This window comes from Amycolatopsis vastitatis (genome assembly GCF_002234595.1).
Lineage (GTDB): Bacteria > Actinomycetota > Actinomycetes > Mycobacteriales > Pseudonocardiaceae > Amycolatopsis > Amycolatopsis vastitatis.
In genome coordinates this window covers 24,772-38,216 of sequence record NZ_NMUL01000012.1, presented here as the reverse complement: position 1 = coordinate 38,216, position 13,445 = coordinate 24,772, and the positions used below count along the sequence as shown (strand labels likewise).

General features: G+C 71.4%; 14 protein-coding genes. 7 read left to right on the top strand and 7 right to left on the bottom strand.

Annotation, left to right across the window (positions count from 1 at the left end; genetic code table 11):
• Positions 1–21: 21 nt before the first annotated feature.
• Positions 22–969, top strand: a complete 948-nt coding sequence (locus CF165_RS14340) for a hypothetical protein (protein ID WP_240521596.1) — start codon at positions 22–24, stop codon at positions 967–969.
• 230 nt (positions 970–1,199) lie between these two features.
• Positions 1,200–1,847 (top strand): RNA polymerase sigma factor ShbA, encoded by a 648-nt coding sequence (gene shbA, locus CF165_RS14335; RefSeq protein WP_439098507.1) that lies wholly within the window; start codon positions 1,200–1,202, stop codon positions 1,845–1,847.
• A gap of 3 nt (positions 1,848–1,850) precedes the next feature.
• Here the strand turns inward: shbA (CF165_RS14335) and CF165_RS14330 are convergent, their stop codons facing one another.
• The 3 genes from CF165_RS14330 to CF165_RS14320 form a co-directional block, all read right to left on the bottom strand.
• Positions 1,851–2,171: a cupin domain-containing protein gene (locus CF165_RS14330; RefSeq protein ID WP_093947999.1), complete on the bottom strand. Its 321-nt coding sequence runs from the start codon at positions 2,169–2,171 to the stop codon at positions 1,851–1,853.
• 26 nt (positions 2,172–2,197) lie between these two features.
• Positions 2,198–2,725: an RNA polymerase sigma factor ShbA gene (gene shbA / locus CF165_RS14325; RefSeq protein WP_093947998.1), complete on the bottom strand. Its 528-nt coding sequence runs from the start codon at positions 2,723–2,725 to the stop codon at positions 2,198–2,200.
• A gap of 215 nt (positions 2,726–2,940) precedes the next feature.
• Positions 2,941–3,303 carry an RNA-binding S4 domain-containing protein gene (locus CF165_RS14320; RefSeq protein ID WP_240521595.1) on the bottom strand — a complete coding sequence of 121 codons (363 nt, stop codon included), beginning with the start codon at positions 3,301–3,303 and terminating at the stop codon, positions 2,941–2,943.
• A 293-nt stretch (positions 3,304–3,596) separates the two neighbouring features.
• On the opposite strand from CF165_RS14320, the gene CF165_RS14315 reads away from it, so the two are divergent.
• Complete coding sequence (locus CF165_RS14315; protein ID WP_500676259.1) at positions 3,597–5,093, top strand: GMC oxidoreductase; 1,497 nt, start codon at positions 3,597–3,599, stop codon at positions 5,091–5,093.
• 44 nt (positions 5,094–5,137) lie between these two features.
• Here CF165_RS14315 and CF165_RS14310 read toward each other — a convergent pair whose 3' ends face one another.
• Complete coding sequence (locus CF165_RS14310; RefSeq protein WP_093947995.1) at positions 5,138–5,623, bottom strand: carboxymuconolactone decarboxylase family protein; 486 nt, start codon at positions 5,621–5,623, stop codon at positions 5,138–5,140.
• The gene (locus CF165_RS14305) at positions 5,620–6,696 is read right to left on the bottom strand and encodes an NAD(P)H-dependent amine dehydrogenase family protein (protein WP_093947994.1); all 1,077 of its coding nucleotides are present in this window, start codon (positions 6,694–6,696) and stop codon (positions 5,620–5,622) included. Before CF165_RS14305 ends, CF165_RS14310 begins: the two co-directional genes overlap by 4 nt.
• 113 nt (positions 6,697–6,809) lie before the next feature.
• Between CF165_RS14305 and ilvD the strand changes: the two genes are divergently transcribed.
• A complete protein-coding gene (ilvD, locus tag CF165_RS14300; protein ID WP_093947993.1) occupies positions 6,810–8,501 on the top strand; it encodes a dihydroxy-acid dehydratase in 1,692 nt (563 codons plus the stop codon).
• Here the strand turns inward: ilvD and CF165_RS14295 are convergent.
• Both CF165_RS14295 and CF165_RS14290 read right to left on the bottom strand, forming a co-directional pair.
• Entirely contained in the window at positions 8,480–9,844 is a 1,365-nt protein-coding gene (locus tag CF165_RS14295; RefSeq protein ID WP_093947992.1) for a class I adenylate-forming enzyme family protein, read from the bottom strand. The two genes, ilvD and CF165_RS14295, sit on opposite strands and share 22 nt — an antisense overlap.
• A 13-nt stretch (positions 9,845–9,857) precedes the next feature.
• The gene (locus tag CF165_RS14290) at positions 9,858–10,271 is read right to left on the bottom strand and encodes an SsgA family sporulation/cell division regulator (RefSeq protein ID WP_093947991.1); all 414 of its coding nucleotides are present in this window, start codon (positions 10,269–10,271) and stop codon (positions 9,858–9,860) included.
• A 323-nt stretch (positions 10,272–10,594) separates the two neighbouring features.
• Between CF165_RS14290 and sigK the strand changes: the two genes are divergently transcribed.
• Genes sigK through CF165_RS14275 form a run of 3 tightly spaced genes read left to right on the top strand, consistent with a single transcriptional unit; the run spans position 10,595 to position 13,434 of the window.
• Positions 10,595–11,191, top strand: a complete 597-nt coding sequence (sigK, locus tag CF165_RS14285) for an ECF RNA polymerase sigma factor SigK (RefSeq protein WP_093947990.1) — start codon at positions 10,595–10,597, stop codon at positions 11,189–11,191.
• A complete protein-coding gene (locus CF165_RS14280; protein ID WP_093947989.1) occupies positions 11,188–11,868 on the top strand; it encodes an anti-sigma factor in 681 nt (226 codons plus the stop codon). The genes sigK and CF165_RS14280 overlap by 4 nt, the downstream gene beginning before the upstream one ends.
• Before the next feature lie 24 nt (positions 11,869–11,892).
• Entirely contained in the window at positions 11,893–13,434 is a 1,542-nt protein-coding gene (locus CF165_RS14275) for a molybdopterin-dependent oxidoreductase (RefSeq protein ID WP_205660862.1), read from the top strand.
• Positions 13,435–13,445: the final 11 nt, after the last annotated feature.

The following is a 13,445-nucleotide window of genomic DNA, read 5'->3' as shown; positions in this document are numbered from 1 at the left end:
CGGGAGGGAAGGGGTGCAACGGTGGACCTCAGTGCGGCGGACGTGGTCGGCGAGCTCAAGGCCCTGCGCAAAGGGAGGGCAATTTTCACGACACCGCTCGCGGACCGGGTCGGTCCCGCATTGCGCACCACTTGTGGCATTGCCGAAGAGGACGGCACGGTGGAGATGCGGCGCAAGCTCTTCGACCGATTGCGGCCGCTGGTCGAATCGTTGCCGGAGGATCTGAAGATCGCCCTGATCGCCGCGTTCGCGCTGGACGAGCGGGCGCGGAAGCCGTTCTACCAGGAGCGGGTGCACTGGGCGGCGATCACGCTCGACCGCGACGACCGGACGGTCCGGCGGCGGATCGACGAGGGGATCGAGCAGATCGCCGCGCTGGCCGTCGCGGGTGCGGCGGAAGCGGGTCCGCGCTATCCGAGCCGCAGCTGGCACACCGAAGAACTGCGCGTCACGCTGGCTCTCGACCAGCCGGTGGCGGAGGCGTTCGAATTCCGGCGGGTGATCGCCGACGCGGACGAAATCGCCGTGCTGGACCTGGCGCTCACGCTGCCCGTGGCCGGTGAATCGGAGGAATCGGTGCGCGAGTCCGACCTCGAGGTCGACGTGTTCCACGGCGGTGTGCTCGGCCGCCGGGTGCGGGAATCGAAGGACCGGTTCGGGCTGGCGCTGCGGCTCCCGGAGCCGTTGCGGCGCGGGGCGCGGCACGACATCGGCTTGCGATTCCGGGCGAACCTGCGGGAACCGCGTTATCTCTGCGTTCCGCGGCACCCGTGCGATCTTTTCGATCTGCACGTCCGGTTCGGTGAGAATGTGCCGGAACGGATCGTGCGGCTGGCCGGAGCCGATCGCGGCGAAACGAACGACCTGACGTCGCAGGGCGGCGAACTGGAAGCCGACGAAGCCGGCGAGGTGCACGTGCGGTTCCGGCACCTCGCGCCCGGCTTCGCCTACGGGATTCGCTGGTGGTGAATTGTCCAGGATCTGTCCGGTAATGCGCGGGTGGTCGCCGTCAGGTCCAGGCGGCCGGTGAACGGTTAACGGACAATAGCTGGACAACCACCGCCGCATTGCAACGTTGCTGGTCAGCGTCTCGATTACCCGTGTGTCGGGCCGGTAACCGTCGAGGCACCCATGTGCTCCATTGTGGACAGAGGGGCGGGAATCCCGGTGGCGGACGCGAGGAGGGACCCGTGGAAACCATGATCTCGGAGGCGGTGCCGGAGGCGGCGGTGCCGGTCGAGGGCTACACCGTGCTGAAGGACTCGCCGCGGCCCGAGGGTGCACTGGCGAAGGAGCGGCTCGACCCGGTGGTGGCGGCCGCGCGCGACGGCGACCCGGACGCGGTCCAGGCGCTGCTGCGGCTCATCAAGCCGGCGGTCGTGCGCTACTGCCGGGCCCGGATCGGCGGCCGCGACCTCTCCTACCTCTCGGCCGACGACGTCGCCCAGGAGGTGTGCCTGGCCGTGCTGAAGGTGCTGCCGAACTACCAGGACCGCGGTGGCTCGTTCCTGTACCTCGTGCGCGCGATCGCGGCGAACAAGGTCGCCGACGCGTTCCGCTCGGTGGCCAGGGACCGGTCGAAGCCGGTTTCGGAGCTGCCCGACCGGCCGCTGGGCGGGAACGAGCCGGAGAACCACGTCCTCGAACTGGACCTCGGCGCCCGGCTGGGCCGGCTGGTGGCGTCGCTGCCGCGGCTGCACCAGGAGATCCTCGCGCTGCGGATCGTGGTCGGCCTGTCGGCGACGGAGACGGCGGAGGCGCTGGGCATCTCCGCCGGCAACGTCCGCATCACGCAGTACCGCGCCCTGGGCAAGCTGCGCGGCATGATCGGCGACCGCGGGTTCTGAGCCTCACTCCAGCCACTCGGTGATGAAGTGGTCGCTTTCGTGGATGTGCACGGCCTCGTAGACGCCGGGGCCGAGCACGGCGAACTTGTGCGGCGTGCCGGCCGGGACGACGAGCACGTCCCCGGCACCGCCGTCGCGCTGCTCGTCGCCGACGGTGAACCGGGCCCGCCCCCGGATGATGACGAACGTCTCGGTGTACGGGTGCCGGTGCAGGCGCGGCCCCGAGCCGACGACGTCGGTGCTTTCGCGGATGACCGAGATCCCGGACCCGACATCGCGTCCTTCGGTGTTCTTGAGTGCGGCGGAGTTCTCGCTGTCGCTCATCTCTCGAGGGTAGCCAGTTCCCGGGCCTACGGCCGGGCCCCGCGCTCGGCGGTGACCGCCTTGCGCAGCTGGGTGAGCGCCCGGTGCTGGGCGACGCGGACCGCGCCCGGTGTCGAGCCGACCGCCGCCGCGGTCTCTTCCGCGGACAGGCCGACCACCACGCGCAGCACCACGATCTCCCGCTGCTTCTCCGGCAGCGCCCGGAGCAGTTTCGCCATGCGTTCGCCCAGCTCGCGCCGCAGGGCGTGGTGCTCGGGGTCCATCGAGGAGTCGACCTCGTCCGGCAGCTCGGCGACCGGCTCGTCCTGCTGCCGGGCCGCGGCCTTGCGGGCGGCCGCGACCTTGAGCCGGGCGATGCCGCAGACGAAGGCCGGGAACGGCCGCTCCGGCGGCCACCCGGGCAGCGCCTTGAGCACCGCGAGGCAGACGTCCTGCGCGACGTCGTCAGCCGAGCACCAGGTGTCCTGCCGCTGGCCGAGGCGGGCGCGGCAGTACCGCACCACCAGCGGCCGGGCCGCGGCCAGCAAGCGGTCCTGGGCGGTGCTGGTCGTCATGGCTTTCCTCCCCGAGCTGCCGCGTCGTCGTCGACCGGCAGGGGGGACTACCCGTTTTCCTCGGAAACCGACCCGTGTCACGCGGATTCCCGGCTATTTCCGGAAAAGTCCCGGCCGGATGGGCGATTCCTAGATCGAAGACCGAGATGACCTCGAAAACCGCGAGGGGGTCCGGCCTGCCCGGGCGGCCGGATGCGAGGAAAGTCCGGTTCGGCTCACTGCTGCTGCCGGAACGCGTCCAGGACGCGACGCTCCCTTTTGGTCGGCCGGCCCGCGCCGCGGTCGCGGCGGGCGACCGGGATCGCCGTCTCCGGGGGCGGCTTCGGCGTCCGGTCCACGTAGCACGTCACCGCGTCCGGTGCGCCCACGCGCTTCTGGATCACGCGGACCACGTCGAAGATCCTCGTCGTCCCGGCGACGCGCAGGCGCACCTCGTCGCCCGGCACGACCGTCGTCGCCGGCTTCGCGGGCTTGTCGTTGACGCGCACGTGCCCGCCGCGGCACGCCGCCGCGGCGTCCGGGCGGGTCTTCGTCAGCCGGACCGCCCAGAGCCAGCGGTCCACTCGGGTGGACTCCACAGCCGTCCATCATGGCCCATTCAGCGGCACAGCCGCACCGGGCCGCCAGGTTACTCGTGGGTATATGTCGACTTGTCAGTAGGGTTCGAGCTATAACTTGTTCTAAATACCTCAACGGTGAGGAACAACACATGAGTGACGAACCCGTGTGGAGAACAACTTCTGGCGCTGTTTCCCGTCGCCTCTTCATCGCTGGAACTGGTTCTATATTGGCCGGTGCCGCGCTGGCCGGCCGGGCCACTGCCGCAGTCACTGCAGCCCCGAGCCGGCCCGCTGCGACTTCATCGGAAAGCGTGGCCGACGGCGCCCGCGTGCCCGCGCTGGTGATCGGCTCCGGCTACGGCGGCTCGGTCGCCGCGCTGCGCCTCGCGCAGGCCGGCGTCGACGTGCAGATGATCGAAATGGGGATGGCCTGGGACACCCCGGGCGCGGACGGCAAGATCTTCTGCGCGACGCCCAATCCGGACCAGCGGTCGTTCTGGTTGCGCACCAGGACGAAACAGCCGTTCTCCAACTTCCTCGGGTTCCCGATCGACAAGGACATCCCGCGCTACACGGGCGTCCTCGACGCCGAGGAGTTCAGCGGGATCACCGTGTACCAGGGCCGCGGCGTCGGCGGCGGCTCGCTCGTCAACGGCGGCATGGCCGTCACGCCCAAACGGGAGAACTTCGGCGCGATCCTCCCGACCGTCAACGCCGACGAGATGTACAACGTCTACTACCCGCGCGCCAACGCGGGACTCGGCGTCGCCAGCATCCGCCCCGCCTGGTTCGAGACCACCGACTGGTACCAGTTCGCCCGCGTCGGCCGGAAACAGGCCCAGCGGTCCGGGTTCCCGTTCGTGTTCGTGCCGGACGTGTACGACTGGAACTACATGGAGCAGGAGGCGGCGGGCACCGCCACGAAGTCGGCGCTGGCCGGGGAAATCCTGTTCGGCAACAACTACGGCAAGAAGTCGCTGCAGAAGACCTACCTGCCGCAGATCGCCGCGACCGGCCGGGTCACCATCTCACCGCTGCACCGCGTGACGCAGGTGGTGCCGGCGTCCGGCGGCGGCTACACCGTGACCATCGAGCAGCTCACCACCGCGGGCGCGGTGTCCGCGATCAAGACCGTCACGGCGGACAAGGTGTTCTTCGCCGCGGGCAGCGTCGGCACGAGCAAGCTGCTGGTGAAGCTGAAGGCGACCGGCGCGCTGCCGAACCTCAACGGCGAAGTCGGGAAGGGCTGGGGCGACAACGGGAACGTGATGGTCGGGCGCGCCAACCAGATCTGGGACCCGACCGGGGCCTCCCAGTCGACCATCCCGTGCGGCGGCATCGACAACTGGGCCGCGGGCGGCGCGTTCGCGGAGGTCGCGCCGCTGCCGACCGGAATCGAAACGTGGGCGTCGTTCTACCTCTCGATCACGAAGAACCCGAACCGCGCGCAGTTCACCTGGAACCCCACGACGCGTGCGGTGGAGCTGAACTGGCAGACGGCGTGGAAACAGCCGGGCATCGACATGGCGAAGACCATCTTCGACAAGATCAACGCGACCGAGGGCACGATCTACCGGACCGACCTCTTCGGCACCTACAAGACCTGGGGCGACCATCTCACCTACCACCCGCTCGGCGGCGCGGTGCTGGGCAAGGCGACCGACAACTACGGCAGGCTCGCCGGCCACCCTGGCCTGTACGCGATCGACGGCTCGCTGATCCCGGGCAACACGAGCGTCAACCCGTTCGTCACCATCACGGCCCTGGCCGAGCGCAACATCGAGAAGATCATCGCCACGGACTTCTAGAGCCCGTCGTGAGTGAGTAGCAGTGTTAGAACACTGTTACTCACTCACGACCGGTGGGACGGCAGGACGCAGACGGTGTCGAGGCCCAGGACGTGGTTCAGCCTGCCGAAGGCGAGCCACGCGCCGAGGCTCATGCTCAGCTCGACGATCTCCTGCTGCGTGTAGTGCGCGGACATCCGCTTCCAGAACTCGTCGTCGAGGCTGTGGTGGTCGGTCGCGTACCGCTCGGCGTACTCCGCCGCGAGCCGCGTGCGGTCGTCGAAGCGGTCGGTGGTGCGCCAGTCGAGGACGGCGTCCGCGAACTCCTCCTCGACCTTCCGACCGTCGCGCTCGGTGCGCCAGTCGAGGCAGAAGACGCAGCCGTTGATCTGCGCGATCCGCAGCCGTGCGGCTTCGAACTCCCGCAGCCCCAGCGTCGTGTGCTCGTACACCGCCAGCGAGAACTTCGACGCGGCGATCCCGATGCCGGGCACCATCTCGCCCCAGACGTACCCGATCGGGTCCTTGCCCGCGGGGATGTCGATGTTCACGAGCGCCTCCTTCCGAGCTTGCCCGCCGCCGGGCGCAGCGGGACGTCGAGTGCGTCGTAGAGGCCGGGTCCGGCCGCGGCCAGCCAGTCGATCGCGCCGACCAGCCGTCCGACGGCGGTGGCGTTGCCGCCCGCCGACCGGTTCTCGCCTTCGTCGGTCGCCTCGACGGTGACCTCGATGCGCGGCCGTCCTTCGACGATCACGCGGTGGGCGCCGTCGCCGCTGGGCGGAACCGGCCAGTCGGGCGCGCACGACGGGTGGATGCGCGTGACGTGCTCGATGACGATCCGGGGCTCACCGCCGACGATGCCCTGCACCTCGAACCGCACCGCGCCCTGCGTGCCCTTCTCGAACTCGCCCATGGTCCGCGTGGTGACGGTTTCGTCCAGCGGCCGCCGGTCGAGGGTTTCGCGGATCTCGTCGAGCTCCGCGCCGAGGGCCCGCGCGATCAGCCGGACCTGGCCGCCCCACACCATCGTCGGCACGCCGGTCATGAGCATCGGCGGGTCGTAGTCCATCGGCTGGCCCATGCCGACCAGGTACCGGACGGAGTCGGGCTGCTCGTAGGTCGAGTAGTCGAAGATCTCCTGGCAGCGGATCGTGTCGACGTCCGTGCCGAGCCCGCTGATCAGCACCGGGAGCACGTCGTTGCCCCAGCCGGGGTCGACGCCGGAGACGAACAGCGAGCCGCCGCCGTCCTCGATCGCGGCCAGCACCGGCTCACGCAGTTCCGGTGGCGCGTTCCGCTGGTCGTAGAGGGGGTAGAGCGCCGGCGTGACGACGACCGCGCCCGCCCGGATCGCGCGCACGATGTCCGCGAGCGCGTCGTCGAACCGGACGTCACCCGAAGCGGCGTACACGATCGCGCGCGGGCTCGCGGCCAGGACGGCGTCGATGTCGTCCGTCGCGGCGACGCCCAGCGCATCGACTCCGGCCAGCTCGCCCGCGTCCTTGCCGACCTTGGCCGGGTCGTGGACGAGCACCGCGGTGAGCTTCAGCGCCGGGTGGGCGTCGACGGCCCGGATTGCCGCACGGCCGACGTTGCCCGTGCCCCACACCACTGTGGCGATCATGACCCGAGTTTTCGCCGCTCCACGCGCGCGCGGACAGGAAATCGTTCCGGCCAGCGGACCGCGCGTCCGTTGGTAACATGACCAGCGCCCGAACGTCGTATCGGAGGCCCGCGATGACGATCGACCCGAAGCCCCGCAGCCGCACGGTGACCGACGGGATCGAGGCCGCGCCCGCCAGAGGCATGCTGCGCGCGGTCGGGATGGGCGACGGCGACTGGAAGAAACCGATCATCGGCGTCGCCAGTTCGTGGAACGAGATCACGCCGTGCAACCTGTCCCTCGACCGGCTGGCCCAGGCGTCGAAGGAAGGCGTGCACGCGGCGGGTGGCTACCCGCTGCAGTTCGGCACCATCTCGGTGTCCGACGGCATCTCCATGGGCCACGACGGCATGCACTTCTCGCTGGTTTCCCGCGAGGTGATCGCCGACTCGGTCGAGACCGTGATGCAGGCCGAGCGGCTCGACGGCTCGATACTCCTGGCCGGCTGCGACAAGTCGCTGCCGGGCATGCTGATGGCGGCCGCGCGCCTCGACCTGGCGTCGGTGTTCCTCTACGCGGGCACGATCGCCCCCGGCTGGGTGAAGCTCACCGACGGCACCGAGAAGGACGTCAGCATCATCGACGCCTTCGAGGCGGTCGGCGCGTGCCGGGCCGGCCGGCTGGGCACCGCCGACCTGGACCGGATCGAACGCGCGATCTGCCCCGGCGAAGGCGCCTGCGGCGGGATGTACACCGCGAACACGATGGCTTCGGCGGCCGAGGCGATGGGGATGAGCATGCCGGGGTCGGCCGCGCCGCCGTCCGCGGACCGCCGTCGCGACCACTACGCGCACCTTTCGGGTGAAGCCGTCGTCGGGCTGCTCGAACGCGGCATCACCGCGCGCGACATCCTCACCAGGGAGGCGTTCGAGAACGCCATCACCGTCGTCATGGCCCTCGGTGGTTCGACCAATGCCGTGCTGCACCTGCTGGCCATCGCGCACGAGGCGAAGGTCGAGCTGACCCTCGACGACTTCAACCGCGTCGGCGACCGCGTCCCGCACCTGGGCGACCTCAAGCCGTTCGGCAAGTACGTCATGCAGGACATCGACCGCCACGGCGGCATCCCGGTGCTGATGAAGGCCCTCCTGGACGAGGGGCTGATCCACGGCGGCGCGCTGACGGTCACCGGGCGCACGGTGGCGGAGAACCTCGCCGAGCTGGACCCCGGCCCGGTCGACGGCGAAGTGCTGCGCCCGCTGGACAACCCGCTGCACCCGACCGGCGGCATCACGATCCTGCGCGGCTCGCTCGCGCCCGAAGGCGCGGTCGTGAAGTCCGCGGGCTTCGACACCGCCGGCTTCGAGGGCCCGGCCCGCGTGTTCGAACGCGAGCAGGAGGCGATGGCGGCGTTGAACGAGGGCCGGATCGAGCCCGGCGACGTCGTCGTCATCCGCTACGAAGGCCCGAAGGGCGGCCCGGGCATGCGGGAGATGCTCGCGATCACCGCCGCGATCAAGGGCGCCGGGCTGGGCCGGGACGTCCTGCTGCTGACCGACGGCCGGTTCTCCGGCGGCACCACCGGCCTGTGCATCGGCCACGTCGCGCCGGAAGCGGCGGACGGCGGGCCGATCGCGTTCGTCCGCACCGGCGACCGGGTCGCCGTCGACATCAAGGCCCGCAGCATCGACCTGCTGGTCGACGCGGCCAAGCTGGCGCGTCGCCGGGAAGGCTGGGAGCCGCTGCCGAACAAGTTCCCCGAGGGCGTGCTCGGCAAGTACGTGAAGCTGGTCCGGTCGTCGTCCTACGGCGCCGTCACGAGCTGAGCGAGGGCGCGCTTGTCGACCTTGCCCACGTCGGTGAGCGGCAGCGCGTCGACGAAGTCCACGCTCGCCGGGACGTAGTGCTCCTGGCCGAAGGCGGCCCGGGCGCGGGCTTTGAGGTCGTCTTCGGTCACCGCGCCGGCCGCGACCACGACGGCGTGCAGCAGCCGGCCGTCTTCGGTTTCCCGGCCGAAGACGGCCGCGCTCCGCACGGCCGGATGAGTCGCGAGGGCGTGCTCGACGACGGTGGTGGGGACCTTCGTGCCGTGCTCGCCGACCACGACGACGTCGTCCGCGCGGTCGAGCAGGTAGAGGTAGCCCTCGTCGTCGAAGCGGCCGAGGTCGCCGGTGCGCAGCCAGCCCGCGCCGACGTCCGGGCCGCCGAGATAACCGTCCATCATGGACAGTCCGCGCACTTCGACCTCGCCGTCGGTGATGCGGGCTTCCATGCCCGGCACGATCCGGCCGACCGAGCCCAGCCGCTCCGGCCGGTCGATCAGCTCGGCGGCGGAGATGCTCGCGATCATCGGCGCTTCGGTGAGGCCGTAGCCCTGGCCGACGACCGGGCCGAAGACGTCGAGGGCCTGGGCGAGCCGGTGCGGCGGCAGCGGCGCGGCGCCGAGGGAGAGCGAGCGGACGCTGCCGAGGTCGGTGGTGTTCAGCGCCGGGTGGTCGAGGAGCGCGGCCAGCCGTGGCGGAGTCAGCGAGAGGGTGTCGATCCGGTGCTCCTGGATCGCTTCAAGGACGGCTCCCGCGTCGAAGCCGTCGTGGACCACGACGGTGTCGAGCCGCAGCAGGGCGCCGAGCACGGTGGCGTTGCCGGTCATGTGCGTCATCGGGGCGACGAGCAGCGTGCGGCCCGGCCCGGCCGGCGACGGCGTGAAGATGGACGCCATGCCGTCGTAGATGCCGCTGTGGCGGATGAGCTTCGGGGTGCCGGTGGTGCCGCCGGTGGGGAAGAGCAGGCGGACCGTGTCCGGCGGGTTCAGCGGCTCGGGCTCCCCGTCGAGGTCGGCGAGGGTGCGGACGTCGCCCGCGGGCCAGTCGTGCGGGCGGTCGGTGACGACGGTGGCGCCGCTCGCGGCGGCGAGCCGATCCCGCGTCGGTGCCGAGGCCGGGACCATGAGCGCGGTCGCGCCGCGCAGGAGGGCCGCGAGCTGGACGAGCACCGTCTCGGGCCGGTTGCGCAGGTCGACGGCGACCGTTTCGGCCTCGCCGAGGCCGCCGTGCAGTCGGCGCAGCCGGTCGCGGGCCTGGTGGTAGGTGGTGACGCCGTCCTGGACGAACAGGGGGCGGTCACCGCCCTCGTCGAGGGCGGCGAGGACCTTGTCCAGGAAGAAGCTCACCCGGCGACGGTACTCAGTCCTGGTAGGAAAGCTTCTGCAGTTCCTCGTCGAAGTCGAACCAGCCGGTCTCGCTCCCGGCCGGGACGACGTCGTAGGTGCGGTCGAGGAAGGCGGCGATCTCCTTCGCGGGCGCCTCGAGCACGGCAGCTCCCTCGGGCGAGCTCAGCTCCACGACGACCAGCGCGGGGTCGGCGGCGGGCCCGATCCGCACGTCGCCGTCGCCGCAGCGGGTGAGCAGGCCGTCGGCGAGCAGGTCACGGCCGAAGAGCCACCGGACCGCGCTCGGGCCGGCGTGCAGCACCACGGCGACCGCGTACGGGTCGCGGGTGTCGTACTCCAGCTCGGCCGGCACCGGTCGCGGCCCGGCGCCGAAGGTGCGCAGGGCGAAGTCGAGGCTGGCGCTGGTCACGGTGTGCGGGTCGGCCATGGTGGCCCCTTTGCTACTCGTCGGTCGGGTTGATCTTGTTCCAGGGATAACCCATGGTGAGTTCAACGCCCAGCGATCCGAAAAACTTTCACACTCTGGGGTGATGGAGAAGTGGCCGACGTCACCGTCGGCGTGGCCAAAAGGGCAACTCCCTCACTCACGGTGAGCGGTGGTAACTGGCGTTCGGAGCCGCGCCGCCGCCGGATGGGTCCCGGCGCCGGAGTTGCGCCGTCCGGGTGGGAAGGGTCACCGGGCACCAGTCCGGGCGGGTGCCCGGCCGCGAACCCCCCGACAAGTCAGGGGTGACGTGGAGGGTGCCGGGCATGGGTGAGCGTGGGCGGCTGCGGCTGAGATCGGACGAGGCGGCAGCGCCCGTACCGAGCGCCGAGGAGCTGCTGCGGCGGGTGGCGGCCGGCGACGAAGCGGCGTTCGCGGGGCTGTACGACCTCGTCGCCGGTCCGGTGCTCGGCCTGGCGACGCGCGTGCTGCGCGACCGCGCCCAGGCCGAGGAAGTGGCCCAGGAGGTGCTGGTGGAGGTGTGGCGCAAGGCGGCGAGGTACGCCCCGGAGCGCGGCAGCGCGCTGTCGTGGGTGCTGACGGTCGCCCACCGCCGGGCGGTGGACCGCGTGCGCGCCCACCAGGCCGGCCTCGAGCGCGACGAACGAGCGGCCCGGATGGACGTGCGGCGGCCGTTCGACGAGGTCACCGAGTCTGCTTTGGCCGGTCTGGACCGGCTGCGGGTCCGGCAGTGCCTGGCCCAGCTGACCGATCTCCAGCGCGAGTCGATCGTGCTGGCCTACTACAACGGCTACACCTACCCCGAGGTCGCGGAGGTGCTGAAGGTCGCGCCGGGCACGGTGAAGACCCGCATCCGCGACGGCCTGATCCGCCTGCGCGACTGCCTGGGGGTGGACCGATGACCGCCGAGCTGCACACGCTGACCGGGGCCTACGCACTCGACGCGGTGTCCGATGTGGACCGTGCGGAGTTCGAGCGGCACCTCGGGGAGTGCGCCGCGTGCCGCCGGGAGGTCGCGGAGCTGCGGGCGACGGGCGCGTGGCTCGCGGCGGCTGTCGCGGCGGACCCGCCGCCGGGGCTGAAGCTGCTGGTGCTCGCCGACGTGGCGCGTACCCGCCAGCTGCCGCCCAGGGTGCCGGTGGTCCGGCGGTTGAGCCGGGCCAAGACGTGGCACCTGCGCGCCGCGCTCCTGGGCGCCGCCGCGGCCGCCGTGGTCGCCGTCGTCCTCGGCGTCGCCACCGCACCCGCTCCCGTCGACTCGGTGCTGGCCGCGCCGGATGCCGCCGCGATGCAGGGCGTCGGCCAGGGGCACGCCACCCTCGTCGTCTCGCGCGGCCGGCACCAGGCCGTCCTGCTCGCTTCGGACCTGCCCGCGCTCGACGCCGGCCACGTCTACCAGGTGTGGCTCATCGGCACCGGCGGCGCGCGGTCGGCCGGGCTGATGGCGCCCGAGGCGTCGCAGCGGATGCTCGTGGCCGAACTCCCGCCGGACGTCGACCGGATCGGGATCACCGTCGAACCCGCGGGTGGTTCTCCGGGCCCGACGTCTCCGGCCGTGACCCGGATCGACCTCGTCTGACCCCCGACCCTGAACAGGAGTGCGATGAGCACCTCAAGCGTGGAGCCGCCGGTGGCGGCCGAACCCCGGCTACGTCGCCTGCCGGCCGCCCTGCTGGGCGTCCTGGCGCTCGCGGCGGCACTGGCGGCGGGGCACCTCGTCGCCGGGTTCGCCGGCGTCAACGCCTCGCCGTACCTCGCGGTCGGCAACGGCGCCATCGACCTGACCCCGGTGTGGCTGAAGGACTTCGCGGTCCGCACGTTCGGCACCTACGACAAGCTCGTCCTGCTCTCGGGGATGGCCGTGGTCATGGTGTCGGTGGCGGCGGGTGCGGGCCTGCTGTCCCGGCGCACGCCGGTGCCGGGGCTGGTGGTGATCACCGGGTTGGGGCTCGTCGGCCTCCTCGCGGTTTACGCGCGTCCCGACCTCGGCGCGGTCGCGCTGCTCGCGCCGCTGGCGAGCCTGCTCGCCGGGGTGGTGACGTTCGCCTTCCTGCACCGGCTCGAGGTCGCCCCGGACCGTTCGCGAAGGACGGTGCTGCTGGCAGGCATCGGCGTCGTCGCCGGGGCCGGGGTCGCGGGCCTCGGCGGGCAGTTGCTCGCCGGCCGCCGGGACGCGGCGTCGTCGCGCGAAGCCGTCGGGCGGCTGGTCCCGGCCCGGACGGCGCCGATGATCCCGGCCGACGCCGACTTCGCGAAGCTCGGCACGCCGCCGTTCCTGACGCGCAACGCCGACTTCTACCGCGTGGACACCGCGTTGACCGTGCCGCAGGTGCGGACCGAGGACTGGAGCCTGCGGCTGCACGGCCTGGTCGACCGCGAAATGCGGTACAGCTACGGGGACATCCGCAACCGGCCCCTGGTGGAACGGACCATCACGATGACCTGCGTCTCCAACGAGGTCGGCGGCACCTACGTGTCCACCGCGAACTTCGTCGGCGTCGACCTGGCCGATCTGCTCGGCGAAGCCGGGGTGCGGCCCGGCGCCGAGCAGCTCTATTCGTCCAGTGTGGACGGCTGGACGTCCGGCAGCCCGGTCGCCGCGGCGCTGGACCGGACGCGCGGGGCCATGCTGGCCATCGGCATGAACGGCGAGCCGCTGCCGATCGAGCACGGTTTCCCGGCCCGGCTCGTCATTCCCGGGTTGTACGGCTACGTGTCGGCTACGAAATGGGTGACCGACCTCGAAGTCACGACCTGGGGAGCGCGGCAGGCGTACTGGCTGAAACGCGGCTGGGGTCAGGAGGCGCCGATCAAGACACAATCGCGCATCGATACGCCGAAGGGGTTTGAAACCGTTTCTTCCGGGAAGGTCCGCGTCGCCGGCATCGCCTGGGCGCAGCACACCGGGATCGCCAAGATCGAGCTGCGCATGGACACCGGCCCGTGGCGGGAAGCCATGCTGTCGCACGAGGTCAACCCGAACACCTGGCGCATGTGGTGGCTCGAGTTCGACGTCGCGCCCGGCGGGCACCAGGTCGTCTGCCGGGCGACCGACAAAAGCGGGTACACGCAGACCGAAATGCGCGCCGGAACCGTCCCCGACGGCGCGACCGGGTGGCACAGCATCGCCTTCACGGCCCGGTGACCCGGATCACC